At 63.9% G+C, this 24,562-nt stretch carries 24 protein-coding genes; 8 read left to right on the forward strand and 16 right to left on the reverse strand.

Features of this window, described 5'->3' with window-relative positions:
• Positions 1-108: 108 nt before the first annotated feature.
• From BVH03_RS14610 to BVH03_RS14630, 5 genes are all read right to left on the reverse strand, one after another.
• Complete coding sequence (locus BVH03_RS14610) at positions 109-2,133, reverse strand: alpha-1,4-glucan--maltose-1-phosphate maltosyltransferase (protein WP_075961838.1); 2,025 nt, start codon at positions 2,131-2,133, stop codon at positions 109-111.
• Positions 2,134-2,579: 446 nt separating this feature from the next.
• Positions 2,580-5,138, reverse strand: a complete 2,559-nt coding sequence (ligD, locus tag BVH03_RS14615; protein WP_075961839.1) for a DNA ligase D — start codon at positions 5,136-5,138, stop codon at positions 2,580-2,582.
• A gap of 11 nt (positions 5,139-5,149) precedes the next feature.
• The gene (locus tag BVH03_RS14620) at positions 5,150-5,974 is read right to left on the reverse strand and encodes a Ku protein (RefSeq protein WP_075961840.1); all 825 of its coding nucleotides are present in this window, start codon (positions 5,972-5,974) and stop codon (positions 5,150-5,152) included.
• A 120-nt stretch (positions 5,975-6,094) separates the two neighbouring features.
• Positions 6,095-6,337, reverse strand: coding sequence for a hypothetical protein (locus tag BVH03_RS14625; protein ID WP_075961841.1), 243 nt, complete (start codon positions 6,335-6,337; stop codon positions 6,095-6,097).
• A 61-nt stretch (positions 6,338-6,398) separates the two neighbouring features.
• Entirely contained in the window at positions 6,399-6,890 is a 492-nt protein-coding gene (locus BVH03_RS14630; RefSeq protein WP_075961842.1) for an MgtC/SapB family protein, read from the reverse strand.
• A 210-nt stretch (positions 6,891-7,100) separates the two neighbouring features.
• On the opposite strand from BVH03_RS14630, the gene BVH03_RS14635 reads away from it, so the two are divergent.
• The 3 genes from BVH03_RS14635 to BVH03_RS14645 are packed head-to-tail and all read left to right on the forward strand — an operon-like array spanning position 7,101 to position 8,151.
• Entirely contained in the window at positions 7,101-7,319 is a 219-nt protein-coding gene (locus tag BVH03_RS14635; RefSeq protein WP_075961843.1) for a hypothetical protein, read from the forward strand.
• A gap of 8 nt (positions 7,320-7,327) precedes the next feature.
• Complete coding sequence (locus tag BVH03_RS14640; RefSeq protein ID WP_075961844.1) at positions 7,328-7,906, forward strand: NAD(P)H-binding protein; 579 nt, start codon at positions 7,328-7,330, stop codon at positions 7,904-7,906.
• A complete protein-coding gene (locus BVH03_RS14645) occupies positions 7,903-8,151 on the forward strand; it encodes a hypothetical protein (RefSeq protein ID WP_075961845.1) in 249 nt (82 codons plus the stop codon). Before BVH03_RS14640 ends, BVH03_RS14645 begins: the two co-directional genes overlap by 4 nt.
• Positions 8,152-8,542: 391 nt before the next feature.
• Here BVH03_RS14645 and katE read toward each other — a convergent pair whose 3' ends face one another.
• The 3 genes from katE to BVH03_RS14660 all read right to left on the reverse strand — a co-directional run bounded on the left by katE (position 8,543) and on the right by BVH03_RS14660 (position 13,796).
• On the reverse strand, positions 8,543-10,681 hold the full coding sequence (gene katE, locus BVH03_RS14650; RefSeq protein ID WP_075961846.1) for a catalase HPII: 2,139 nt from the start codon (positions 10,679-10,681) through the stop codon (positions 8,543-8,545).
• Positions 10,682-10,922: 241 nt separating this feature from the next.
• Positions 10,923-13,379, reverse strand: coding sequence for a glycogen/starch/alpha-glucan phosphorylase (locus tag BVH03_RS14655; RefSeq protein ID WP_075961847.1), 2,457 nt, complete (start codon positions 13,377-13,379; stop codon positions 10,923-10,925).
• Between the two features lie 18 nt (positions 13,380-13,397).
• Entirely contained in the window at positions 13,398-13,796 is a 399-nt protein-coding gene (locus tag BVH03_RS14660; protein WP_075961848.1) for a DUF2513 domain-containing protein, read from the reverse strand.
• Positions 13,797-14,029: 233 nt separating this feature from the next.
• Between BVH03_RS14660 and BVH03_RS14665 the strand changes: the two genes are divergently transcribed.
• Both BVH03_RS14665 and BVH03_RS14670 read left to right on the forward strand, forming a co-directional pair.
• Positions 14,030-14,407: a termination factor Rho gene (locus tag BVH03_RS14665; protein ID WP_075961849.1), complete on the forward strand. Its 378-nt coding sequence runs from the start codon at positions 14,030-14,032 to the stop codon at positions 14,405-14,407.
• A gap of 11 nt (positions 14,408-14,418) precedes the next feature.
• A complete protein-coding gene (locus BVH03_RS14670; RefSeq protein ID WP_075961850.1) occupies positions 14,419-14,679 on the forward strand; it encodes a DUF2892 domain-containing protein in 261 nt (86 codons plus the stop codon).
• A gap of 4 nt (positions 14,680-14,683) precedes the next feature.
• Here BVH03_RS14670 and BVH03_RS14675 read toward each other — a convergent pair whose 3' ends face one another.
• Positions 14,684-15,076, reverse strand: coding sequence for a hypothetical protein (locus BVH03_RS14675; protein ID WP_075961851.1), 393 nt, complete (start codon positions 15,074-15,076; stop codon positions 14,684-14,686).
• A gap of 189 nt (positions 15,077-15,265) precedes the next feature.
• Between BVH03_RS14675 and BVH03_RS14680 the strand changes: the two genes are divergently transcribed.
• A complete protein-coding gene (locus BVH03_RS14680) occupies positions 15,266-15,715 on the forward strand; it encodes a MarR family winged helix-turn-helix transcriptional regulator (RefSeq protein ID WP_075961852.1) in 450 nt (149 codons plus the stop codon).
• A 189-nt stretch (positions 15,716-15,904) separates the two neighbouring features.
• The gene (locus BVH03_RS14685) at positions 15,905-16,333 is read left to right on the forward strand and encodes an organic hydroperoxide resistance protein (RefSeq protein WP_075961853.1); all 429 of its coding nucleotides are present in this window, start codon (positions 15,905-15,907) and stop codon (positions 16,331-16,333) included.
• Between the two features lie 219 nt (positions 16,334-16,552).
• On the opposite strand, the gene BVH03_RS14690 is transcribed toward BVH03_RS14685, so the two are convergent.
• Both BVH03_RS14690 and BVH03_RS14695 read right to left on the reverse strand, forming a co-directional pair.
• Positions 16,553-16,825: a putative quinol monooxygenase gene (locus BVH03_RS14690; protein WP_075961854.1), complete on the reverse strand. Its 273-nt coding sequence runs from the start codon at positions 16,823-16,825 to the stop codon at positions 16,553-16,555.
• 276 nt (positions 16,826-17,101) lie between these two features.
• Complete coding sequence (locus BVH03_RS14695; protein ID WP_075961855.1) at positions 17,102-17,839, reverse strand: SDR family oxidoreductase; 738 nt, start codon at positions 17,837-17,839, stop codon at positions 17,102-17,104.
• A 273-nt stretch (positions 17,840-18,112) separates the two neighbouring features.
• On the opposite strand from BVH03_RS14695, the gene BVH03_RS14700 reads away from it, so the two are divergent.
• A complete protein-coding gene (locus tag BVH03_RS14700) occupies positions 18,113-19,027 on the forward strand; it encodes an AraC family transcriptional regulator (protein WP_075961856.1) in 915 nt (304 codons plus the stop codon).
• 173 nt (positions 19,028-19,200) lie between these two features.
• On the opposite strand, the gene BVH03_RS14705 is transcribed toward BVH03_RS14700, so the two are convergent.
• The 5 genes from BVH03_RS14705 to BVH03_RS14725 form a co-directional block, all read right to left on the reverse strand.
• A complete protein-coding gene (locus BVH03_RS14705; protein WP_075961857.1) occupies positions 19,201-21,690 on the reverse strand; it encodes a TonB-dependent siderophore receptor in 2,490 nt (829 codons plus the stop codon).
• 115 nt (positions 21,691-21,805) lie between these two features.
• Positions 21,806-22,753 carry a FecR domain-containing protein gene (locus tag BVH03_RS14710; protein WP_075961858.1) on the reverse strand — a complete coding sequence of 316 codons (948 nt, stop codon included), beginning with the start codon at positions 22,751-22,753 and terminating at the stop codon, positions 21,806-21,808.
• Between the two features lie 3 nt (positions 22,754-22,756).
• Entirely contained in the window at positions 22,757-23,263 is a 507-nt protein-coding gene (locus tag BVH03_RS14715; protein ID WP_075961859.1) for a sigma-70 family RNA polymerase sigma factor, read from the reverse strand.
• Positions 23,264-23,366: 103 nt separating this feature from the next.
• Positions 23,367-23,966, reverse strand: a complete 600-nt coding sequence (gene recR, locus BVH03_RS14720) for a recombination mediator RecR (protein WP_075961860.1) — start codon at positions 23,964-23,966, stop codon at positions 23,367-23,369.
• A gap of 256 nt (positions 23,967-24,222) precedes the next feature.
• Positions 24,223-24,549, reverse strand: coding sequence for a YbaB/EbfC family nucleoid-associated protein (locus BVH03_RS14725; RefSeq protein ID WP_075961861.1), 327 nt, complete (start codon positions 24,547-24,549; stop codon positions 24,223-24,225).
• Positions 24,550-24,562: the final 13 nt, after the last annotated feature.

The following is a 24,562-nucleotide window of genomic DNA, read 5'->3' on the forward strand; positions in this document are numbered from 1 at the left end:
CAGTAAATGCCAGAAGACGAACGAGTGGACAGGCCATCGAGTGGCCCTGTCCGCAGCGGTCATCGGGAAGGGTGAAGTGCCAGGCTCGGCGTGCCATCAACCGATTCCTCAGCTCGCCACGCGAATGCGCCAGATACCGAACGGCTGATGCCAGGGCTCGATGCGCATCCACTGGGTCTTGCCGTGCCAGTGCCAAGTGTGGCCGGTCATCAGGTCTTCGCCGTGGGTGGTGGCGTGGTCGTCCAGGCCCAGTTCCCAGAGCGGCAACTCGAAGTGCGCCTCCTGGGCGTTGTGCGGGTCGAGGCTGACCGCCACCAGGATGAAGTTCTCGCGGTCGGCGGTGCGCTTGCCGAAATACAGAATGTTGTCGTTCCAGCAGGTGTAGGCCTGGAAGCCCAGGTGGGTCTGCAGCGCCGGGTTCTGCCGACGGATGCGATTGAGCTGGGCGATCTCGGCGACGATGTTGCCCGGCGCCTGGTAGTCGCGCACACGAATCTCGTATTTCTCCGAATCCAGATACTCCTCCTTGCCCGGCACCGGCAGGGATTCGCAGATTTCGAAGCCCGAATACATACCCCACAGCCCCGAGCCCATGGTCGCCAGCGCGGCGCGGATCAGAAAGCCCGCACGGCCGCTGTGGTGCAAGAAGTACGGGTTGATGTCCGGCGTGTTGACGAAGAAATTGGGGCGATAGCAATCACGCCAGGGCACCTCGTTGAGCTGGGTCAGGTAGCTTTCCAGCTCGGCCTTGGTGTTGCGCCAGGTGAAGTAGGTGTAGCTCTGGGTGAAGCCCAGCTTGCCCAAACGCGCCATCATCGCCGGGCGGGTGAAGGCTTCGGCGAGGAACATCACTTGCGGATGGGTCTTGCGGATATCGGCGATCAGCCATTCCCAGAATGGCAGCGGCTTGGTGTGCGGGTTGTCGACCCGGAACTGGTACACGCCCAGCTCTACCCAGCCGCGCACCACGTCGCGCAGCGCCAGCCACAGGTCGGGCACTGCGTCCCTGGCATAGAAGTCGACGTTGACGATGTCTTCGTATTTCTTCGGCGGGTTTTCCGCATGGCGGATGGTGCCGTCCGGGCGCCAGCTGAACCAGCCAGGGTGCTGCTCGAGCCATGGGTGATCGGGCGAACACTGGATGGCGAAATCCAGAGCGATCTCCAGGTCGTGCTCGCGCGCCGCCTCGACCAGTGCAACGAAATCCTCGCGGTTGCCGAGCTGCGGATGAATGGCCTCGTGGCCGCCGTCCGGGCTGCCGATGGCGTAGGGGCTGCCGGGATCATCCGGGCCAGCGCTCAGCGAGTTGTTGCGGCCCTTGCGATGAGTGGTGCCGATGGGATGAATCGGCGGGAAGTACAGCACGTCGAAACCCATGGCCTGAATCGCCGGCAAGCGCTCGATCACGTCACGCAAGGTGCCATGGCGCTCGGGGTCGTCGGTTTCCGAACGGGGAAACAGCTCGTACCAGCTGGCGAAGCGCGCCAGCGGACGTTCCACGTCGAGCAGATAGGTAGCGCTGCGGGTGCGATGCGGGTGGCCCTCGGCGCGGCGCACCAGGGCTATGGTTTCGGGCGCCAGCAGCAGCGCTACACGCTCGTCCAGGCTCTGCAAATCCTGCAACTCGTCGCACAGCGCCTGCAGACCAGTGGCCAGATCACCCTCGGCCCGATCGGCGGCTTCGCGCAACAAGGCCTGGCCTTCCTGCAGTTCGAGGTTGATGGTCACGCCGGCAGCGAATTTCTTCGACAGCTCGTAGCAATAACTGGCGTAGATGTCCCACCAGGCCTCGATGAGGAACTCCACCTCGCCGACACGCTGCGGGGTGATCTCGGCCTGGTAGCGCTCGAGGCCAATTTCCACCAATGGCTGGCGGTGCCAGTCCGACGCGCCCACGTCGCGCCATAGCACTTCACCGGCCAGCTTGTCGTGGCCGTCAGCGAAGATCAACGCGCTGACCGTGACCCGATCCCCGGCGATGGCCTTGGCAGCGAAGCGCCCCTGTTCGACCTGCGGCTCGACCTCTTCGATAGCCAGGCGCGGCAACTCCAGCGCCTGCTCTAGCGACAGCTGGCCATGGCTGACACGTGCGGGTTCTTGCAGAAAAGCGGCTTGCGGATCAGCGGACGGCATCGAAACGGGCTCCTCACGCCTGGCAGGCGTATAAGCTGTTGCACCGTGGCATGCCACGGGCTGTACGCGACAGTGCGTACCTGAATGCGAATTTGCCGAGCCCCCCTAACCGCCTCATCGCGTGCAGGCTCGGCCTGGGAAGCGCCGTCACCTTGCTCGTCGACAAGGCGCTGCGGGGTGCCGCGACCTGTCTATCTCCGAACCTGGCGTGTTTGCCAAAGTTCATAGTTTCCGAGGCGAGGCAGATGCGCCTCTGAAACTGCACACGATGAGATCAAATTGGCTGCTACAAGGCAGAAGCGGCCATCGATGCGGTACCTGTGGGAGCGGGCCATGCCCGCGAAAAATCATGGGCATGGCCCGTTCCCACAAGATAGGGGAACGGCTGCTAACGCCACCCTGCAGTCAATCCGCCGACATCGAGCCGCAAGATCGTGAACAGGCTTTCAGACACGCTCGGCGCCGAGCTTGCTCCACATCGCCTGGGTGATGCGCTGCCGGTTGGCGTAACCATCCCAGGGATCACCCTTCAGCTTGGCCAACCGCTGTTGCAGGTTGCCGATATGCCACTGCCTGGAGTCGCGCAGTTGCCCCAGTTCCTCGCGGCTGATTGGCACCGATACCGGCAGGCCGGAACGCGCGCGCACCGAATAGGCAGCCACGGTGCTGGCGCCGCGACCGTTGCGCAGGTAATCCAGGTAGACCTTGCCGATGCGATTCTTCGGGCCCATGCGGGCGCTGAAGCGGTCCGGCAACTCGCTGGCCATGAACTGCGAGATCGCCTTGCCAAAGGCCTTCAGCGTATCCCAGTCGACATGCCGGGCCAGCGGCACCACCAGGTGCATGCCGGCACCGCCGCTGGTTTTCACGAAGGTTTCCAGGCCCAGTTCGTCGAGCACCGACAGGCTCAGGCGGGTGGCCTCCAGCACCGCGCGCCAGGGCAGCGCCGGGTCCGGGTCGAGGTCGAGGATCAGCCGGTCCGGCCGTTCGATGCTGGCGTAGGCGGCATTCCAGGTGTGCAGCTCGATGGTGCCCATCTGCACCGCGCCGACCAGGGCCGGCACGCTGTCGATGGCCATCAGCCGGTCGTGTCCGGGATCGAGGTCGGCATCCAGATGATGGATATTGGGAATCGCCAGGCGCTCGGCATGCTTCTGGAAGAACTGCTCGCCGCCGACGCCGCCTGGCGCGCGCAACAGCGAGACCGGCCGGTTGCGTACGTCGGGCAGCAGCCAGTCGGCAATCTCGGCGTAGAAGCGTGCAAGCTGCGCCTTGGTGGTGCCGCTCTGCGCGTCGATGATCCGCTCTGGATGGCTGACCGACACCTCGCCGATCTGCTCACGCCCCTTACGCGGCGAAACCTTGCCGGGTGCTTTCTTTACTGACGCACCCTCTTCCACAGCCTTGACTGACGCCGGCTGCTCTTCGACGATCTGCTCGACCGGCTTGTCGCTACGCTCGCCAACGAAGGCACCCTGGCGCACCAGGCCCTCGCCGGTCCAGCCGGCAAAGGCCACCTCGACCACCAGTTGCGGCTCGATCCATTGCACGTCACGGCGCTGGGCCGCGCCTGGCTGCTTGTGCAGCGGCGAGTCATCACGCGCCAGCGCTTTCATGCGCTGGTGCAGGCTGGCGAGCAGCGCCTCGTTGAAGCCGCTGCCGACCCGCCCGGCGTAGCGCAGGCCCTTCGCCTCGTTGACCGCCAGCAGCAGCGCACCGAAGCCGGAGCGGCTGCCCTGTGGCTTGGTGAAACCGACCACCACAAACTCCTGGCGCTGCCGGCACTTGAGCTTGATCCAATCGGCGCTGCGCGAGGATCGATAGGGACTGCCGGCGCGCTTGCCGATCACCCCTTCCAGGCCCAGGGCGCAGGCACTGCCCAGCACGCTCTGGTGATCGACCTCGAAGGCCTCGGAAAACCGCAGTAAACCTTTGCGTTTGGGCAGCTTCTCCTGCAGCGCCTTGCGGCGCTGCTCGACCGGCAACTCGCGCTGGTCGACGCCATCGAGCCAGGGCGCGTCGAACAGGAAATACAGGATGTCGCCGCTGCGGGCGTCATCGAAAGCGTTCTGCAGCGCCTGGAAATCGGGCATGCCCTGCTTGTCGAGCACCACAGCCTCGCCGTCCAGCCAGCTGTCGCCGAGCTTGAGCTTTTCCAGCGCCTCGGCCTGGGGCGCCATGCGCGCCGTCCAGTCGTGGCCGTTACGGCTGAACAGCGTCACCTCGCCAGCCTTGACACGCGCCATGATCCGGTAGCCGTCGTACTTGATCTCGTAGATCCAGTCACCGGCCGGTGGTGACTCGACCAGGGTCGCCAGCTGCGGCGACAAGCCGTCCGACATGGCCGACCGGGCGACTTTCCTGCCGCTCGACGTGGCCGGTGCCTTGTTGCGCGATTTGGCCTTGTGTGCCTGGTTGGCCGCCGGTTTGCCCGTGCCGCCAACCAGCTCGCCGCTGATCACGCTGGCCGGCAGTTCGCTGACGATGTCGTACTCGGCTGCGGGCCGAGCCACGTCATCCTGCTCCTTGATCAGTAGCCATTGCTGCTTGTCGGCGCTGCCCTTCAGCCGCGTGCGCACCAGTGTCCAGGCGCCGGTGAGCTTCTCGCCGATCAAGGTGAACTTGAGCTTGCCGGCCTCATATGCCGCGACGGGATCGCCCTCGGGCTGCCAGATACCGTGATCCCAGACGATCACGTCACCGGCGCCGTAATTGCCCTCGGCGATGCTGCCCTCGAAACTGGCGTAGGCCAGCGGGTGATCCTCGACATGCACGGCCAGACGCTTCTGGCTCGGGTCGAGGCTCGGCCCCTTGGGCACGGCCCAGCTTTTCAGGGTGCCTTGCAGCTCCAGGCGAAAGTCGTAATGCAGGTTGCGGGCATCATGTTTCTGCACCACGAACGCCAACGCACCCACCTTGGCCCGGCTGCGCCGGCTCGGCTCGCGGGGCTCGCTGGTGGAGTCGAAATTGCGCTTGCGGTTGTATGCACTGGTTGCCTTGGCCATGGCCGCTCACCTCACTTGGACGAGCGTTTGCGCGTTGGTTTGCTGGCATTGCCTTCCAGGCTGCGCTTGAGCAGATCGGTAAGGTCGATGACGTCGGCACTTTTGCTTGGCGGCTTGCGCTCGCCGCCTTCCACGTCCTCGATCTTGCCGGCCTTGGCCTTCTTCTCGACCAGCTTCATGATCTTGTCGCGGAAGGTGTCCTGATACTCGTCGGGCGACCACTCGACGGTCATGTCGCGCACCAGGCGCTTGGCCATGTCGCGCTCGCCCTTGCTGAGCTTGGCGCCGGTCACCGCCGCGCTCAGCTCCAGGGTATCCAGGCCACGGACTTCATCCGGCCAGCGCAGCATCACCAGCAGCAGCGCATCGCCATCGACCATCACCGCCGCCAGATGCTGCTTGACGTGCAGCACGACGTTGGCGAGCGCCACCTTGCCGGAGCCCTTGAGGGTCTGCTGCAAGAGCGCGTAGACCTTTTCGCCGCGCTTGTCCGGCGCCAGGTAATAGGGTCGCTCGATGTTCTGCAGGGGAATGCTCTCGGCATCTAGAAAACCGAAGATGTCGATGGTCTGGGTGGATTCCGGGTGGGCAGCGTGGATCTCGTCTTCGCTGATGATCACGTAGCGGCCCTTCTCCACCTGCACGCCCTTGGCGATGTGCTCCTTGTCGACCTCCTTGCCGGTGGCCTTGTTGACGCGCTTGTAGCCGACCGGCTCCATGCTGCGCGCATCCAGCCAGTCGAAATCGATGCCCTTGGATTCGGTGGCCGAAACCAGCGACACGGGAATGTGAACCAGCCCGAAACTGATCGCCCCCTTCCAGATTGCACGCGCCATGGCGAATCTCCCGTGAATTAACCTTTACGGGTGACTGGCCGGTAAAAACAAAAGTTTCAGTGATCCGCCGGAGAGCCCGGCGACACAAGCGCGGGACCGCGCCGTGAGGGAAGTGGCAGCCTACAACGCAATGCCGTCGCGATAGATCACGTCACCGTCGATGGTGATGTCGCGAATCTGCCGCAACATGTTGTCGGCAGCGGTTTCCGCCTCGCTCTCGCATACCGAGCCCAGGGCTGGCACCCAGAGCAACTGCACCGCAGCGCCGGCGCACTTGGGTTGGTACTCGATCAGGCCAACATAGTGCTGGCCATCCTTCATGGCGTCCGTCCAGGCGATGCATTCCTTGAAATTACGGAACATACCAGGCTCCCAGTTTCACGAATTACTCCATAGGAGCTCGACAAGCTCGCAGACGTTCCCGTCATCTACGCGCGCGTTTCTCCAGCCAGGCGATCAGGTGCGGCACGATGTTGAAGATGAACAGCGCCATCAGCGTGGCCAGTACCGCCGTGGCCTCGCGCCCCACGCCCACGGTTATGCCGATGGCGGCGGTCAGCCAGATACCGGCTGCGGTGGTCAGGCCCCTGACCTCGTTTATCGAATCGCCCTTGAGGATGGTGCCCGCACACAGGAAACCGATGCCGGCGACCAGGCCCTGGATGACCCGGCTCATGGCGTCATGCTCGGCGCCCATTTGCGCCGGCACCAGCACGAACATCGCCGAACCGATCGCCACCAGCATATGGGTGCGTACGCCGGCAGCCTTGCCACTGGTCTCGCGTTCGAGCCCCAGCAAACCGCCCAGCAGTGCCGCCAGCAACAGGCGCAGGGTCACCTGGGTGAGCTGCTCGGGGGTGCTCAGATCGGAAAACTCGTTTGCCAGCGTGGCCAGTACTGCGTCCCAGAAACTCAAGTCGTTCGCTCCAGCCTGCTCGTTCAGGAAATCCAGTGCAGCGCTCGCCCGCGCCTGTGCAATCGACCCGTACCGCGACCAGAGGTTTGCCTTTTTTGCCGGCATACCGCTGGGCGAAAAACCTGAACGCCGTGCAACGCCGCTCTCTCTACTTCTCTGACAGGCGAGCACGCCGACCCGCGCCCAAGGCGCACGACGAAAGAGGTTCGGATGTCCAGAAATCACTACTTTCTCGTCAGCTACAGGCTTGGCAGGCAGAAGAAATCCACGGAGGTGCAGGCCGCAGCCCCGGTGCTCACGCCCGAACAGGCCCGCTACCACATCGAGTCGCTGCACGGCAGCCAGCTACCGGGTGAGATCACCGATATCGAGGTGAAGCCGATGGGCGGCGCGACCGATCAGGAACCCGGCCAGCAGCGACAGACCTGAGCACGATCATGAGCGACCTACGCCCCATCGAGAAAATCGCCCTCTACGGCGCACCGGATCGCGTCACTGACGCCTTGCAGGACGTATTGCTGGAGCGTGGCCTGCAGGTCGTGGTGATCGTCGATGATCCGACCGATATCGCCGCGCGTCCGGGCCTGGCAGCCAAGAGCGGCTCGCCTTTCAACGCCGAGAGCGTGGCGCGAAGCGTGGCCGGTACGGACGCGGTGATGGTGGTGCTGAACAGTCGCTCGCTGCATCCGGGAGGTTTCGAGCACACCTACGAAGCCATCATCGCCTTGCTTGAGGGGCTGCCGACAGCGCGGGTCGAACGCCTGATGCTGATCGGCGAGCACAGCTGGCTGAACAGTGATGATGGGCTACCCGCCGAGAAACTCGAGCACCTGCAACACAGCCTGCATAAATCGCCGCTGGCGTGGACGCTCGTTGATGCGCCCGGCAAAGAGCCAACCGTATTCATGACGCTGCAACAATACGCCTGCAGCGTGATAGACCAATGCCTGCAGGGGACGAGTGTCAAACAGCGTTTGCACGTCGACTCTCGCCCGCAGGCCGAGGAGGCCCCATGAGTCCTGAAAGCTATATTCTGTTGATGATTTCCGGTTGGTTACTGGTATCGGCGGCCATGCTCTGGGGCATGCTACGCCTGCTGAACCGTTATCAGCTCGAAGCCCAACTGGCCGAAGAATTCCCACCCCTGCCCGCCTCGCCCAGCGATCCGATATGGCGTCGCCAGCATGCACCGCGTCGCGCCAAATTGCGCGCCCGTGCCCAGCGTACCTGCCAGCAGCATGCGCATGTGCTGATGAGCTAGTAACCTGTTTGATCGTTCCTCACGTCGAGTCGTCGAACCGTCCCGCCGAGGGCGCTCTGCGTCGGCCGTCGTATCCAGCGCGCGGCCGAAGCAGGCGCGGAGCGCCTTTCCCTGAGCTCCCACGCTGGAGCGTGGAAGTCATCTTAAAGAGGCTGCTACAAGGGGCGGAAGCGGCCATTGGCGTGACTCGTAGGAGAGGCTTTAGCCCCGAGCTCTTTGTTTGCCTTGATAAAAAGCTCGGGGCTAAAGCCCCTCCTACAAAAGCCACACATTCACTGACCGCTCCCGCCACTTTGCAGGCAAAGCGCTGAAACCGGGCCGGACGATTGTGAAAAGGTTCTGATACCCAGCTGAAAGCCCCTGCACCTCGCGGTACAGGGGCTTTTTCGCGTCAGGCCGGAATCGCCTTGGTCAGTGGCTCGCGGGCCCACACGCGGTGCTTGGCAATGGCCGCGGTGAACGGCTGAACCAACCCGCTGCCCGCCTTACCGGTGAGCAGCCCTTCGTCTTCCTTGAGGCGCAGCAGCTTGAGCAGGTCCGCCGACTCGCCGCACAGGCCGATGGCCTTGAGGTGCTTGTAGGCTTCGAGCAGGTAATGCAGCGCAACGCCATCGCCCTCCAGGGCCTTGGCGAAGCTCGCGCCACCCGGCACCCACACCGCATCGAAGGCGACCGATGGAAGGCCCTGCATGGAGTCGTTGGGCACCAGCTGCTTGCCGGCATCGCTCTTCACCGGTGCGGCGCTCGGCGCCAGCAGCTTGAACTGCGCGCCCTCCTTGTCCAGTTCGGCGGTGAGGGCATCGATATCCGCCTGCTTGACGCCGTCGCCGATCAAGATCGCGATCTTGCGCGACTTGATGTTGCCCGGCAGCAGGTTCATCTGGCTCAGGGCCGGCGATTCCTTGAGGGAGATTTCCGGTACCTGCACGGTCGGCGCGCTCGGTGCATCGACACCGACGTTGGCTGCTACCTGCTTGGCCAGATCCAGGTCGATGTTGGCGAGAATCTCGTGTACCTGGCGTTCACGGATGTACAGGCGCTCGACCTTGCCGAGTTCGAAGCTGTAGGCCGCCACGATGTGCGCCTTCTCGGCATCGCTCATGCTGTTGAAGAACAGCCGCGCCTGGGAGAAGTGATCGCCGAACGACTCGGCGCGCTTGCGGATCTTCGGCCCGGACACCTCCTCGGGATAGCTGACGTAGCCGCCACCCTTCGGTGCCTCGGGGGTTTCCTTCGGCCAGCCGCCGTCGATGGAATTCGGCTCGTAAGAGGCGCGACCCTTGTTGATGGTCTGGCGATGGAAGGAGTCGCGGTTGTTGTTGTGGAACGGGCAGACCGGACGGTTGATCGGAATCTCGTTGAAGTTCGGGCCGCCCAGGCGCAGCAGCTGAGTATCGGTGTAGGAGAACAGCCGGCCCTGCAGCAGCGGGTCGTTGGTGAAGTCGATCCCGGGCACGATGTTGGCCATCTGGAAGGCCACCTGCTCGGTTTCGGCGAAGAAGTTGTCCGGGTTGCGGTCGAGTACCAGCTTGCCGACCACACGCACCGGCACCTGCTCTTCGGGCACCAGCTTGGTGGCATCGAGCAGATCGAAGTCGAACGTGTGCTCGTCTTCCTCGGGAATCACCTGCAGGCCCAACTCCCACTCCAGCGGGTCACCGTTCTCGATGTCGTCCCACAGGGTGCGACGGTGGAAGTCCGGGTCCTTGCCGGCAAGCTTCTGCGCTTCGTCCCAGACCAGCGAGAACACGCCGGCGACTGGGCGCCAGTGGAATTTCACGAAATGCGCGCGGCCTTCGGCGTTGACCAGTCGGTAGGTGTGCACGCCAAAGCCCTGCATACCGCGAAAGCCGACCGGAATGGCGCGGTCGGACATGGTCCAGAGCACCATGTGGGCCGACTCCGGGGTGAGCGACACGAAGTCCCAGAAGGTGTCGTGGGCAGATGCCCCGGTGGGGATCTCGTTATGTGGCTCGGGCTTCACCGCATGCACGAAGTCGGGAAACTTGATGGCGTCCTGGATGAAGAACACCGGCATGTTGTTGCCGATCAGGTCGAAGTTGCCTTCGTCGGTGTAGAACTTGGTGGCGAAGCCACGCACGTCGCGCACGGTGTCCGCCGAGCCGCGAGGGCCCTGCACGGTGGAGAAGCGCACGAACACCGGGGTCTTCTTGCTCGGGTCAGTGAGGAAATCCGCCTTGGTCAGCTCGCTCAGGTCTTCGTAGACCTGGAAATGGCCGTGGGCCGCTGCGCCGCGGGCATGTACCACGCGCTCGGGAATGCGCTCGTGGTCGAAATGGGTGAGCTTCTCGCGCAGCAGGAAATCTTCGAGCAGCGATGGGCCGCGCTCGCCCGCGCGCAGGCTGTTCTGGTTGTCGGCGATCCGCGTGCCATGGTCGGTGGTCAGGGCCTGGCCGGTGGCGTCTTCACGGAAACGTTCGAGTTGCTCGATCTTCTTGTTGCTGTTGCCGCGGTCGGCGGTGTCGGTTCCCGCCAACTCGCTGGTACGGCCCTTGTCTTTGGACTTCATCAGTATCTCTCCTCGCATGGGTATCGCCCGCCGGATCGATTGATCGGGGGCAACAGCGTCCTCCGCGCTCAGGCAGGCGCGATATGGACGTATGGACGCCTCAGGAATGTGAGGCCGTGCCGGAGGGGACGTTCGGGTTATTTAGCGGGGCAGTGCCCTGCAACAAGACGGACGGCACCCGTAGCATGAAAAAAGCCCGGCATGCGCAAGGCATGCCGGGCTTCTCGTCACGACGCAGCGATCAGTTGTCGATGCCGGACACGTTCCAGATTTCCTTGGCGTATTCGCGGATGGTGCGATCCGAGGAGAACCAACCGGTGCGCGCGGTGTTGAGCACCGCCGCCTGCCACCAGCGATCCGGGGTGCGCCAGAGGATGTCGACCTTGCGCTGCGCCTCCCAGTAGGCCTGGAAATCGGCGCAGACCAGAAAGCGGTCATGGGCCAGCAAGCCATCGATCAGCCCGCTGTAGCGACCCGGATCGTCGGGCGAGAACACCCCGGAACGGATCGCCTCCAGTGCGCCGGCCAGCCGCTCGGAAGCCGCCACCTCGGCGCTCATGTTCAGATCACGCCGCGAACGGGCTGCGACCTGCTGGGCGGTCATGCCGAAGATGAACATGTTCTCGCGACCGATCTGCTCGGACATCTCCACGTTGGCGCCATCCAGGGTGCCAATGGTCAGCGCGCCGTTGAGGGCGAACTTCATGTTGCTGGTACCGGACGCTTCCAGGCCGGCCGTGGAAATCTGCTCGGAGAGGTCCGCTGCCGGGATGATCACTTCGGCCAGGCTGACGTTGTAGTTGGGGATGAACACTACCTTGAGCAGCCCGCGCAAGGTCGGGTCGGCGTTGACGGTGCGGCTGATGTCGTTGGCCAGTTTGATGATCAGCTTGGCCTGGTGATAGCTGGCCGCAGCCTTGCCGGCGAAGATCTTCACCCGCGGCGCCCAGTCGGTGGCCGGGTCGTTGCGCATCGCCTGGTACAGCGCCACGGTATGCAGCAGGTTGAGCAGTTGGCGCTTGTATTCATGGATGCGCTTGACCTGCACGTCGAAGATCGCCTGGGTGTCCAGGCTGATGCCCATGCGCTCGCGCACCAGTTCGGCGAGGGCTCGCTTGGCGTGCTGGCGCTGGGCGGCGAACTGCTTGCGGAACGACGATTTGGCGGCGAACGGTTCGAGCGAGCGCAAGGTGGTTTCCGGCGTGTCGAGCACGCCCTCGCCCAGCGCGCCGACCAGCAGTTCGGTCAGCTGCGGGTTGGACTGGTACAGCCAGCGGCGGAAGGTCACGCCGTTGGTCTTGTTGTTGATGCGCTCCGGGTACAGGCGATGGAAATCGCTGAACACGCTCTTGCGCATCAGGTTGGTGTGCAGCGCCGACACACCGTTGATGCTGTGCGAACCCAGGAATGCCAGGTTGCCCATGCGCACGCGGCGGCCATGGTCCTCGTCGATCAGCGAGATGGAGCGCAGCAGCTCGAAATCGTGGATGTCCTTCGCGCGTAGCGAATCGATGTGGTACGCATTGATCAGATAAATGATCTGCATGTGCCGCGGCAGCAGGCGCTCCATCAGCGACACCGGCCAGGACTCCAGCGCCTCGGGCAGCAAGGTGTGGTTGGTGTAGGACAGGGTCGCGGTCGTCAGCTTCCAGGCCTCGAACCACTCCAGGCGATACACGTCGACCAGCAGGCGCATCAGCTCGGCCACGGCAATCGCCGGGTGGGTGTCGTTGAGCTGGATGGCGACACGATCGGGCAGCGAATGAATGTCGAGATTCAGCTCCAGGTGCCGGGCGATCAGGTCCTGCAGCGAGGCGGACACGAAAAAGAACTCTTGGCGCAGACGCAACTCCTGGCCAGCCTCGGTGCTGTCGGCCGGATAGAGCACCCGGGAAATACTCTCTGCCTTGACCACATCGGCGACCGCGCCGAAGTGATCACCGGCGTTGAAGCGCTCCAACTGCAGATCTTCCTCGGCCCGGGCACGCCACAGGCGCAGTGTGTTGACGCTGGAATGGCGCCAGCCGACCACCGGGGTGTCATAGGCGATGGCGCGCACCTGCTCGTTGGGGTGCCACTCGTGGCGCGAGATATCGGCGGATTCGGCCAGGTTCACCACGCTGCCGCCGAAGCCGACGCTGTAGCTGACTTCCGGGCGCTCGAACTCCCAGGGGTTGCCGAAATCCAGCCAGGTTTCGGTGTGCTCCTGCTGCCAGCCATCGACCACCACCTGACGGAACAGGCCGTGCTCATAGCGGATGCCATAACCGTGGGCGGCGATGTTCAGGGTCGCCATGCTTTCCATGAAGCAGGCGGCCAGGCGACCCAGGCCACCATTGCCGAGGGCGGCATCGGGCTCCAGGTTACGAATCTGCTCGAAGTCCACGTCCAGCTGGGCCAGCGCTTCGCGAGCGGTATCCAGCAGGCCGAGGTTGCTGAGGTTGTCGACCAGCAGGCGGCCGATCAGGAACTCCAGCGAGAGGTAGTAGACGCGCTTCTGCTCCTGACGGTCGACCTGCAGGGACGCGTCTTCCCAGTGATCGACCAGATGATCACGAGCCGCCAGGGCGACCGCCTCGAACCAGTCGTGGGCGAAAGCGTTGCCCGGGTCCTTGCCCACCGAGTACCTGAGCTTGGCCAGGATCAGTTGTTTGAAAGTATCGACGGTGTCTGTTGCTTTCACTGCTTCCTCGGCCATGCGGGTTCGCTCCCTGAATCAGTTGTAGACGTGGCCGTTGTGACCCTCTTCGGTGCCGCGGCTGGCGGCAAACAACATCGAGTCGGCGGTCGGCGCGTTCTTCAGACCTTCATAGGTGATGCCGCCGGCGCGGGCCTGCAGAAAGGCCTTCTTGGCTTCCCAGAGCGAATCTTCGCGGATGCCGTCGAGCAGATCATGACCGGTCAGGGTCAGGCCGTTGGCGATGGACACCGGCGCGCCGTTCCACGGATGGTGCTGGGAGCACTCGATCAGGTTGGCCTGGCACATCAGATGAATATGGTAGCTGACCGATTCGGCCGTGTGCTCGCCGACCTGCTGCGGATAAAAGTGGTGCCCTGTTTCCAATGCTTCGATGTGCAGCAGCAGTTCACGGATCAGTTCCCAATCACGTTTCATCGTCATCTCCTCGAATAAGGTTCAGCGGCTGGCGGGCGCATGCCAGAGCTTGGCGCGCCCTGCCCCAAAAGCACTTAGCAATGAGTACGGCACCCGAAGGAGAGTTCAATTCGTCTGCCCAATTGCCGACGACCACTCATCCAGCCTCCTGAACTCGACATGCGGACGGCCTGCCACAGGGATATCGGCCAATGCCTTTCTGACCAAGTGCCGTTCTGACGAGGAGCCACGACATGCCACGTGGAAGCAAAGACAAGTATACCGCGGCCCAGAAGCGCAAGGCGGCGGCCATCGAAGCCAGCTACGAGGAACGCGGCATCCCTGAAGACGAGGCACGCGCCCGGGCCTGGGCCACTGTCAACAAGCAGTCCGGCGGCGGCGAACGGGCCGGCGGCTCGGGGCGTGAAACCAGCGCCAGGCAGAAGGCCAGTGCCCGCAAGGATTCCGCCCGCCAGGCAGCCGCCAGCCGACGCGGCGAGGTGCATCCCGACCGCCCCCTCGACGAACAGAGCAAGCGGGAACTGTTGCACTTGGCCCGCGCCCGGCAGATCAGCGGACGTTCGACGATGCGCAAAGCCGAATTGCTCGGCGCCCTGAAGAAAGCCTCTTGATAGGAGCTCCCATGCCTGCACACGACAGCAAACACAGTGACACCAACCTGGCCCCCATGGAGCGGGTAATCTCCATCGCTGGCGGCGCACTGTTGATTCGCAAGGGGCTGGCCATTGGCGGCCTGTTCGGGCTGACCGATATCGCCGCCGGCGCGTTGGGCATCTTTCGCGGGGTGACCGGAATCTGCCCGGCCAAACGGCGCATGGCGGCGCGTGGCAGGGCCGCCACGCTCAAGCGTCTGCCGCCACCGCAGCGCCTGTTAGGCCAGTAATCAGTTAGCGATAGGAGCAGATCATCGCCAGGAACTGATTTTCGGTGCTGGTGCCGTAGGGCGCGGCTTCGTCCCACAGCAGCAGTTCGCCATTGTAGTGGGCGAAATACAGCGCGCCGTCCTGATCGTCGCGCGTGGCGAAGCCGCACACGGCCAGATCATCCCCGGATGCGTTGGCTGCCGTGCCGAACAGCGAGTCGAATTCGACGCCATCGGCATCGATGGCCGTGAACAGGCTGGCCTTGGCCGCTTCGATAGCGGCTTCACCAGGCGTCACCTGCACCCGGGTCGGGTTGATCTTGCCGGTCACTGGCGCCTGCAACGCCGGCGGCTTGCCCGGCGTACCGCAGCCGGCCACTAGCAACAGCACGGCGAAACTCGCCATCACGCTCTTCATATACCGACTCCCTGACCAGTCTGATCGATGCCGCACTAGCGGTGCGGCATTGTATGCCAGAAGCAACTGGCAAGGTGACCGGCGCCGGCCGCAGGCCACTCACTGGCGCCGTGCGCTGCCGCTTTGGCTGGCATCGAGCGGACCGGCGCGCTAAATTGCGCCCTTGCCTGCCCTCATCCCGGAGCTTCCATGACCACCGACGACACCTGCGCCGATCTGCTGCTCGACAACCAGGTGTGCTTCGCCCTGCACTCGACCTCGCTGATGATGACCAAGGTCTACAAGCCGCTGCTCAAGAAACTCGGCCTGACCTATCCGCAGTACTTGGCAATGCTGGTGTTATGGGAAGGCGACGGCATCACCGTGAGCGAGATCAGCGCACGTCTGCTCACCGATCCGGGTTCGCTGACCCCTCTGCTCAAGCGCCTGGAGGCCGAGGGCCTGATCGACCGCAAGCGCAGTAGCGCCGACGAGCGCGTGGTGCACCTGCACCTCACCGACAAGGGCCGCGCCCTGCACGCCGATGCCCGGCAGATTCCCGGCTGCATCCTCGATGCCAGCGCCCAGACGGCCGAGCGCCTCGCCAGCCTTACCGCAGAACTGACCGCCCTGCGCAAGCAATTGCAGGACAGCCTCTGAGCACAGGCGTGCAACCACCAAGCAGTAGCCCGGGTCTAGACTAAGCGTCGTCGAGGCGATACAGGTTCGACCCTATTATGATTTTTTGAAAATAACTTGCGCGCAAAATAAATCACAACTAAAGTTCGCTTCGAGCAGTTGAATTGCGCACTAACAAACATCGAACAAATCAAATACGAGGATTTCACCATGTCGATCGAAACCGTTGCCTACCGCGCCTACGCTGAAGCCACTGGTGGCCGTGAGGGCCGTGCCATTTCCTCCGACGGCGTGCTGGATGTCGCGCTGACCACACCCAAGGAGCTGGGCGGCGCTGGCGGCCAGGGCACCAACCCCGAGCAGCTGTTCGCTGCTGGCTACTCGGCCTGCTTCCTGGGTGCGATCAAATTCGTCGCGGCTCGTGACAAGCACAAGGTTTCGCCGGACAGCTGGATCGAAGGCATCGTCGGCATCGGCGCAGTGCCCACCGGCTTCGCCATCGAAGTGGAACTGAAAATCACCCTGCCGGGCCTGGATCGTCAAGAAGCCAAGGCGCTGATCGACAAGGCGCACATCGTCTGCCCTTACTCGAACGCGACCCAGGGCAACATCGACGTGACCCTGACGCTGGTCGAATAAGCGCCCGCCGCACCAACGCAAACGCCCCGGCATGGACTGGGGCGTTTGCGTTTCTGGCCTCAGGCGGCGCGGCGAGGGTCTGAATGAAAGGTCGCCGAGCGAAGGTCAGGCGAGGCAAAAATCGGTAAGGGTGCGGAGTTTACGCGCTGTAAATGAGCAGGCCCACTGGGCTGGCACTCCAGCCGATTTTTAACGAAGCATCACCGAGCGCAGGTACTTTCATACCGAGCCTTGCAGGTGCTGGATCGCCCCGCTCCTCCATGCGCTATCGATTACTTCCTGCAGCAGCGGTTGGGCGAAGTAGTGCTCGAGGTCGGCAGGGCTGCGCCAGCGACTGTGCAACTGCCAGCGCCGACGATCACGTTGCAGTTCAAACGCCAGACAACCGTCCAACCGGCGTGTTGGCTCCAGCAGGTCACGCAGGTAGCCACCCAGTTCCTCACAACGACCAGGAGCGGCTTCTAACACGGTGATGTGGGTTTGCAGGGTCATGGTTTTCTCCCTGGATCCTGTTCAAAGTCTGGTATGCGCATGAAGCGGCAGCTACAGGGCAGAAGCAGCCGTTCGCCGATCCCCTGTGGGAGCGCGCCATGCGCGCGAAAAATCGCGAGCATGGACTAGGCTTCCGCGCCCGCTCCCACAGGCACTGCGCCGATGTCCGCTCCCGCCATTTAGCAGCCAAAGTCGCCGAACCTGGGCTTGAAAATCATCAACAGGTTCTTGATACAGTCGGTGCCGTCACGGCGAATTGCCGTGGCATCTGCCCTGTCAGTGAATGCTTGCCGTCGGCCGCACCACCAGTTCGCTGACGTCGACGTCCGCCGGTTGCTCGATGGCATAGGCCACGGCCCGGGCGATGGCTGACGGGCTGATGGCTACCTTGCGAAATTCGCGCATGGCGTCGCGGGCGCCGTCATCGGAGATGCTGTCAGCCAGTTCGGATTCCACCACGCCGGGTGACACCAGGGTGACTCGGATGTCGCCACCGACCTCCTGACGCAGGCCGTCGCTGATCGCCCGCACTGCGTACTTGGTGGCGCAATACACCGCAGCCGTCGGTGACGCCCGGTAGGCACCAATCGACGCCACATTGATGATCTGCCCGCTACGCCGGGCCTGCATGACCGGCAAGGCTGCAGCGATGCCGTGCAGCACGCCGCGGATGTTGACGTCGACCATGCGATTCCACTCGTCCAGCTTGAGCGCCTCGATCTTCGACAGCGGCATCACCCCGGCATTGTTGAGCAGCACATCGACGCGGCCGTACTCGGCCATGGCGACATCGACGAAGGCCTGCACGTCGGCAGCATCGGTCACGTCCAGGCGACGGGCGATGGCCTGGCCACCGGCAGCGCGAATGTCCTCGACCAGGCTTTCGAGGCGTTCGACCCGGCGGGCACCGAGCACGACCCGTGCGCCCTTCTCGGCCAGCAAGCGTGCACAACCTTCGCCAATGCCACTGCTGGCGCCGGTGATGAGCACGACTTTGTCTTGGATATTGTTCATGGTGCGATCCTCTGGTCAGTGCGGCGAACGGTGCCGCGATGGGTCCAGAGTAGGAGCCGAGGCCCCTTTCCCGTTAGCCGGATACTGGAACATTCTTGCCTGATCGTGCGGACCTTCATGAAAGCTCAGCTATCGAGCGCCAAATGCGGGGCATGCAGCACGGACAATTGCCTAATGCTGCGTAACGCTTGCCCAATACTGCGAAGATCGATGGCCGTGCAGGACGTCTGGGCAATTCCCGGATAGGCTTCGCACAAATTCGCGAGTGAGTACATGATGCAACCCGACCAGCCTGATGACCTGGCCCTTCGCCAACGCGAACTGGCCCACCTGATTCAGCAGAACACCCCCACCGAGGGCATGCACGATACCCTTATCGACGGCCTGGGCCTGGCCTACACCACGGCGCCCAGCCTGCCCATGCCGACGCTGTACCGGCCGTGCCTGTGCATCATCGCCCAGGGCCGCAAGGAAATTCGCCTGGGCGCCGAGCAGTATTACTACGACCCGCTCAACTATCTGGTGGCCTCGGTCACCCTCCCGGTCACCGGCCAGGTGATCGAAGCGACCCCCGAGCAGCCCTATCTGAGCGTGCGTCTGGACATCGACCCGGCAGTGATCAGCGAACTGCTGTCTGCCGCCGGCCCGATCGGCCTGCCGGCGCCCGGTCCGAGCCGTGCACTGTTCGTCGATAGATTGGACGCGTCGATGCTCGATGCGGTGATTCGCCTGCTGCGTCTGCTCGAAACGCCCCGCGACGCCGCCATGCTGGCACCACTGGCGCTGCGCGAAATTTTCTATCGCCTGTTGCGCAGCCCCCAGGGCCAGCGCCTGCGCGAGATCGTCATGGCCGACAGCCAGAGCCACCGCATCGCCCGTGCCATCGAATGGATCAACCGCCATTACGACAAGCCGCTGCGCATCGAGGAACTGGCCCGCGAAGTGAACCTCAGCGCCTCGACCCTGCACCACCGCTTCAAGGCCGTCACTGCCCTGAGCCCGTTGCAGTACCAGAAGCAGCTGCGCCTGCAGGAGGCGCGCCGGCTGATGTTCAGTGAAGGCCTGGAAGCGGCCTCGGCGAGCTTTCGCGTTGGTTACGAGAGCCCCTCGCAATTCAGCCGCGAGTACAGCCGCCTGTTCGGCGCCCCGCCGCTGCGCGACATGCACCGCCTGCGCAATGCAGGCTGAGCGTAAAAGGGCTGCTGGAAGGCAGAGGCGAACATCGATGCAATACCTGTGGGAGCGGGCCATGCCCGCGAAATCACGGGCATGGCCCGCTCCCACAAGTGGCGGTCGGCCGTCCGTTTTCGCTACTTTGCAGTCCACGTCGAAGAATCCGAACGCAACGACGAAGCCGCCTCTCAGAAACGCTGAGTGACGGTCGCCGTCAGCGTCCGCTCTTCACCCAGGTAGCACGCCACAGCCGAGTAGCAGGACGCCACGTAGTACTCGTCGGTGAGGTTGTTGGCGGTGAGCTGCAGCGACGTTCCACTCAAACCGACCTGACTCAGGTCGTAGCCGATGGAGGCATCGAACAGCGTGTAGGACGGCACGTCGAAGTTGTTCAGCTCGCTGCCCTCGCTCTGGCCGACATAGCGCGCGCCGGCACCGACGGTCAGGCCGGCCAGTGCGCCGTCGCTGAAGCGGTAGTCGGCCCACAGGCTGGCCATGCGTTCGGGCGTCTGCGGCGGCGTATTGCCCTTGGCGTCCACCACGGCAGCACCATCGTTGACGAAGTAGGACTTGCTGTAGGAAACGTCCGTGTAAGTATAGCTGGCGATCAACTGCAGGTTGTCGACCGGCTTGAAGCGCGCCTCCAGCTCCACGCCGCGGGAACGAATACCACCGACGCCTTTGTAGAAACTGTCGGTGACCAGACTGTTTTCCTTGGCGTACAGGTTCTCCATCTCCAGGTTGAAGAACGACAGGGCGTACAGATCGTCCGTGCCGGGCGGCTGGAACTTGAGGCCGGCTTCCCACTGCTCGCCGGTGGTCGGGTCGAGGATCTGCGCGCCGCTGGAGTAATTGGAGGTGGGGTTGAACGAGGTCGAGTAGCTGACGTAGGGCGAGATACCGTTGTCGAACGCGTAGAGCACACCGACATGGCCACTGAGCTTCTCGCCCTGGTTGGCGTCCTTGCCGCTGATTTCGTCATCGATGGATACGTCGTACCAGTCCTGGCGCAGGCCGAAGGACAGGTTCCAGTTGTCGATCTCGACCAGGTCCTGCACGTACAGGCCGGTCTGCTTCTGCCGGCGCAGGGCGTCGGTCACCGGGGTGATGGAAGTCAGGGGATTGTTACCGTAGACCGGGTCGAACACGTCGATCGGGGTAACCGAGCCGGGCGGCTGCAGGATCGAGTTGTCACGCTGGTCGGCGATCTTGTTCTTCGAGTATTGATAGTCCAGGCCCAGTACCAGGGTGTGCTGGGCTGCGCCAGTGGCGAAGTCGGCCTGCAGCATGTTGTCGACGATCCAGGCGTGCAACCGCTCCTGGCCGCCGCTATAGCCGCGATACAGCTCGTTGCTGGTGTCACTCAGGTAGCCGGAGGCCCAGATCTGGCTGTTCGACACCCGGGCATCCACATAGCGGAAGTTCTGCCGCGCACTCCAGGTGTCGTTGAAGCGGTGCTCGACTTCGTAACCGACCATCTGCTGGGTGCGGGTGAATTCTTCCACGCCCGGGTCACCTTCGAAAAAGCCGCTCGAGAGGCGGCGCCCATCACGTTTGTACAGGATGCCGGACGCCGGCAGGCTACCGTGATAGCCGCCGTTGGGATCGTCCTGCAAGTAGGCGTAGAGCGTCATGAAGGTGTCGTCGCTGAGATTCAACGCCAGGCTGGGCATCAGCGCATAGCGCGTCTCGGTGACGTGATCGGCCTGAGCATCGGCGTCCTTGGCCAGGCCGACCACCCGGTAGGCGACGTTCTCGTTCAGCGGCCCGGTGACATCGAAGCCCAGGGACTTGCGGGCGTTGTTGCCGTAGGACAGGTCCACCCGACCGGACTGGGTGAACGCCGGTCGCTTGGTGCTGATGGCGGCCAGGCCGCCGGGGTTGCTGCGCCCGTACAGCACCGAGGACGGTCCCTTGAGAATATCGATGCGCTCGATGAAATAGGGGTCGATCTGCAGGCTGCTGTAGGAGCCCGGATCACCCATGGACTTCAGGCCATCGATGGTGATGTTGTCCACCGAGCCATCGTTGATGCCGCGAATCGCCAGGTAGTCGTAGCGGTGGGTGTTGCCATAGGGATTGGTCAGCACACCCGGGCTGTAGCGCATGGCATCGGCAGCGGTAAGCGCGCCCTGGCGCTCGATCTGCTCGCGGGTGACCACCGATACGCTCTGCGCGGTTTGCGCCAGCGCCTTGCTGGTCTTGGTCGACACGCTGCTGTGGGTGGCGTTGTAGCCGTCCATGCTGCCCAGCGCATTACCCAGGGCGAAGGCGCGTACATCGGTACTGTCCAGCTCCAGCGAAGCACTGCCGGTTGGCGCCGCGGCCTCCAGGGAGTAGCCGCCGCGACCGTCGGCGGCGACCTGTAGACCGCTCCCCTGCAACAGCTGCGCGAAGCCCTCGTCGACCGCCGCCTCGCCCTGCAGCCCTGGGCTCTGCTTACCGGCCGTCAGCCGCGCATCGACAGACAGCAGCACGCCGGCCTCCGCCGCGAAACGGCTGAGCGCTGCCGACAGTGGCCCCGCCGGAATCTGGTAGCTGCGTGTCGCCTGCTGGTGGCTGCCGGCATCGATGGTCTGGGCCTGCACGAACAGCGGCGAACAGGTCGCCAGGGCCAGGGTAGCCAGGCGGATCGAACGGCGCAGAGCAAGGGGCGAAAAGCAGAGCGGTGACGACATGCAGCGGTCCTCGAGACATCGCCCGCGCAGAGTGCGCATGGGCCGGATGCACTGAGGCCAAGCGAGATCGAAAAAGGGGAACCGCATTGGCCAGAATAATTTCACCGGCAGGCCATCAGCCGGTCAGCGGCTCTACCGTCACCCACCAGGGCAAGCGTCGATTGACGCGGATCGGCAGGCTGCCGGCCAGGGCGTCGAGAATGCGCCCGGTGTCGCCCAACGGATAGGCACCGACCAGACGCAGGTCAGCTACCCGCGGGTCGCAGCCCAGGTAACCGGGCACGTAGTCGGCCAGCTCGGCGATGAAATCGCCCAGGCGCCGGTCATTGGCCAGCAGCACGCCGCGGCTCCAGGCCTGGCGTGCCGGGTCCGCCGGCTCGCTGGCCGAGATACCGCTGGCGCTGAAGCGCACCTGGTGGCCAGCTTCTAGCACCTGCACGCCGCGGGCGTTGGACGGTTCGATACGTACCGCTCCCGCGAACACGGCGAGCTGCGTGAAACCATCGCCCTCGCGCACGCTGAAGCGCGTGCCGAGAGCCTGCAGCCGACCGTGCCGGGTATCGAGCAACAGCGGGCGCGGGTCCCTGGCGGTGTCGAGCAGCACCTCGCCCTGCAGCAGTCGCAACAAACGGGTCGAGGCGCTGTAATCGATGTCCATGGCCGTGCGGCTGCCCAACCAGAGATGGCTGCCATCGGCCAGACGCAGATCACGGATTTCCCCGGTGCCGGTACACTCGCTGGCCAGCCATGCGCGCCATGGCCGGCCCTGTCCGGCAGCCGCCAACAACCCTGCGCCCCCCAGCACGGCGAACAGCCCGAGCACCTGCCGCCGGCTGCGCGCTGGGCTGCGCAAGGCCTGAGCTGCGGCGCGGCGATGGGTATCGGCAGGCAGCCTGGCGAACTGACTGCTGATCGCCTCGACCTGCTGCCAGGCCGCCGCATGTTCGGGGCGATCCGCCAGCCATTGCTGCCAGGCACGCTGCTGCTGGGCACTGGCTGGTGGATCGGCGAGCACCGCGAACCACTCGGCAGCCTGTTGCAGGGCGGCGTGATCAGACGCCACGGCTCAACCCTCAGCCAACAGCAGGCACTGCAGCATGGCCTGGGCCATGTACTTCTTGACCATGCGCTCGGACACCTGCAGGCGCATGGCGATGGCCGCATAGGTCAGCCCGTCGAGCTGGGAAAGCAGGAACGCTTCGCGCACGTTGGAGGGCAGGCGCAGCAACATGGCGTCGATGGCCAGTAGGGTCTCGATGATCAGCTCGTTGGTTTCCGGCGACGGTGCGTGCAGCTCCGGCTGCATCGCCAGGGCTTCGAGGTACGCGCGTTCGATCGCCTGGCGACGCCAATGGTTGACCAGCAGCGAATGGGCGATGGTCGAGAGATAGGCCCGCGGTTCACGCAGAGACGGCACTTCGCGGTGCTTGGCGAGCAGGCGCACGAACGTGTCCTGGGCCAGATCCGCGGCGTTTTCCGCGCAACCCATGCGCTTGCGCAGCCAGCCGTTCAGCCAGCCGCTGTGCTCGAGATACAGCTGCTGCAAGGACTGTTGGGAGGAAGCGAACGACATCGAGCACACCATCACCGTGCGGGAATAACGCAGGAATAGTAATGCTTCTCAGAAACAAATTACAGGTATTCCTAACGCTGCCAGGGTGGCGTCGAATCACCAATCAGAGGTTGATCGGCCGGCGCCCTGCCAGGGCGTGGGCCAGCGTGCCGCCATCGACCAGTTCCAGCTCGCCACCAAGCGGCATGCCGTGGGCGATGCGCGAGGCGACCATGCCTTTACCGGCCAGCAACTGGGCGATGTAATGCGCGGTCGCTTCGCCCTCCACCGTCGGGTTGGTAGCCAGGATCACTTCACTGAACTGCCCCGCCTCGATGCGCGCCAGCAGTTCGGGAATGCCGATGGCCTCCGGCCCCAGGCCATCGAGGGGCGACAGGTGCCCCTTGAGCACGAAGTAACGGCCACGAAAGCCGGTGTGCTCGACGGCATATACGTCCATCGGCCCTTCCACAACGCAGAGCAGGCTGTCGTCGCGGCGTGGATCCTCGCAGAGCTGGCAGATCTCGCTCTCGCTCAGGCTGCGACACAACTTGCAGTAACCCACGCCCTCCATTGCCTGGTTCAGTGCCTGGGCAAGCCGCTGAGCGCCATTGCGGTCGCGCTCGAGCAGTTGCAGCGCCATGCGCTGGGCGGTCTTCTGGCCGACACCGGGCAGGATGCGCAGCGAATCGATCAGTTGGCGGATCAAGGGGCTGAAGCTCATGGTGCGAGTGCTCGAAGGAGGATGAAGCGAAAGGGTGTAACGCTAAGACGTAGCACGGGCCAACCACGCGGGTGACACCCATCGATCAGCGACGGGGCTCACCTGCCTTACCGCTGGCCCAGTGAATCACGGTGGCAATCAGACGGGGTGCGGGGCAAGGCGCTGGCGGGCGAGGAACCGCAATGCGCCCTTGCACATGAGGATTCCAAGCCCGACGGCAACGCAGCCTGTGCGTCGGCTGGGCGGCACGCACCAATCAGAACGGCATTTTGAAACCTGGCGGCAACTGCATGCCAGAGGTCATGCCGGACATCTTGTCCTGGCTGTTGGCTTCGATCTTGCGAACGGCGTCATTAAGGGCGGCGGCGATCAGGTCTTCGAGGATTTCCTTGTCTTCCTGCATCAGGCTATCGTCGAGGCTGACGCGCTTGACGTCATGACGACCGGTCATCACCACGCTGACCAGGCCGGCACCGGATTGACCGGTGACCTCGGCGTTGGCCAATTCTTCCTGCATCTTCTGCATCTTTTCCTGCATCTGCTGCGCCTGCTTCATCAGGCCGGCCATGCCACCTTTCATCATGATGTTGTCCTCG

The sequence above is a fragment of the Pseudomonas sp. PA15(2017) genome (assembly GCF_001945395.1).
GTDB lineage: Bacteria > Pseudomonadota > Gammaproteobacteria > Pseudomonadales > Pseudomonadaceae > Aquipseudomonas.

What these genes read in the sequence shown, in the direction of transcription:
- BVH03_RS14625 (WP_075961841.1), bottom strand. Translation starts at nt 6,337, where the DNA reads ATGTTCCGTAATTTCAAGGAATGCATCGCCTGGACGGACGCCATGAAG.
- BVH03_RS14675 (WP_075961851.1), bottom strand. Translation starts at nt 15,076, where the DNA reads ATGAAGAGCGTGATGGCGAGTTTCGCCGTGCTGTTGCTAGTGGCCGGC.
- BVH03_RS14645 (WP_075961845.1), top strand. Translation starts at nt 7,903, where the DNA reads ATGAGTCCTGAAAGCTATATTCTGTTGATGATTTCCGGTTGGTTACTG.
- recR (WP_075961860.1), bottom strand. Translation starts at nt 23,966, where the DNA reads ATGAGCTTCAGCCCCTTGATCCGCCAACTGATCGATTCGCTGCGCATC.
- BVH03_RS14660 (WP_075961848.1), bottom strand. Translation starts at nt 13,796, where the DNA reads ATGAAACGTGATTGGGAACTGATCCGTGAACTGCTGCTGCACATCGAA.
- BVH03_RS14610 (WP_075961838.1), bottom strand. Translation starts at nt 2,133, where the DNA reads ATGCCGTCCGCTGATCCGCAAGCCGCTTTTCTGCAAGAACCCGCACGT.
- ligD (WP_075961839.1), bottom strand. Translation starts at nt 5,138, where the DNA reads ATGGCCAAGGCAACCAGTGCATACAACCGCAAGCGCAATTTCGACTCC.
- BVH03_RS14640 (WP_075961844.1), top strand. Translation starts at nt 7,328, where the DNA reads ATGAGCGACCTACGCCCCATCGAGAAAATCGCCCTCTACGGCGCACCG.
- BVH03_RS14685 (WP_075961853.1), top strand. Translation starts at nt 15,905, where the DNA reads ATGTCGATCGAAACCGTTGCCTACCGCGCCTACGCTGAAGCCACTGGT.
- BVH03_RS14695 (WP_075961855.1), bottom strand. Translation starts at nt 17,839, where the DNA reads ATGAACAATATCCAAGACAAAGTCGTGCTCATCACCGGCGCCAGCAGT.
- BVH03_RS14700 (WP_075961856.1), top strand. Translation starts at nt 18,113, where the DNA reads ATGATGCAACCCGACCAGCCTGATGACCTGGCCCTTCGCCAACGCGAA.
- BVH03_RS14670 (WP_075961850.1), top strand. Translation starts at nt 14,419, where the DNA reads ATGCCTGCACACGACAGCAAACACAGTGACACCAACCTGGCCCCCATG.
- BVH03_RS14635 (WP_075961843.1), top strand. Translation starts at nt 7,101, where the DNA reads ATGTCCAGAAATCACTACTTTCTCGTCAGCTACAGGCTTGGCAGGCAG.
- BVH03_RS14665 (WP_075961849.1), top strand. Translation starts at nt 14,030, where the DNA reads ATGCCACGTGGAAGCAAAGACAAGTATACCGCGGCCCAGAAGCGCAAG.
- BVH03_RS14620 (WP_075961840.1), bottom strand. Translation starts at nt 5,974, where the DNA reads ATGGCGCGTGCAATCTGGAAGGGGGCGATCAGTTTCGGGCTGGTTCAC.
- BVH03_RS14725 (WP_075961861.1), bottom strand. Translation starts at nt 24,549, where the DNA reads ATGATGAAAGGTGGCATGGCCGGCCTGATGAAGCAGGCGCAGCAGATG.
- katE (WP_075961846.1), bottom strand. Translation starts at nt 10,681, where the DNA reads ATGAAGTCCAAAGACAAGGGCCGTACCAGCGAGTTGGCGGGAACCGAC.
- BVH03_RS14690 (WP_075961854.1), bottom strand. Translation starts at nt 16,825, where the DNA reads ATGACCCTGCAAACCCACATCACCGTGTTAGAAGCCGCTCCTGGTCGT.
- BVH03_RS14715 (WP_075961859.1), bottom strand. Translation starts at nt 23,263, where the DNA reads ATGTCGTTCGCTTCCTCCCAACAGTCCTTGCAGCAGCTGTATCTCGAG.
- BVH03_RS14705 (WP_075961857.1), bottom strand. Translation starts at nt 21,690, where the DNA reads ATGTCGTCACCGCTCTGCTTTTCGCCCCTTGCTCTGCGCCGTTCGATC.
- BVH03_RS14680 (WP_075961852.1), top strand. Translation starts at nt 15,266, where the DNA reads ATGACCACCGACGACACCTGCGCCGATCTGCTGCTCGACAACCAGGTG.
- BVH03_RS14655 (WP_075961847.1), bottom strand. Translation starts at nt 13,379, where the DNA reads ATGGCCGAGGAAGCAGTGAAAGCAACAGACACCGTCGATACTTTCAAA.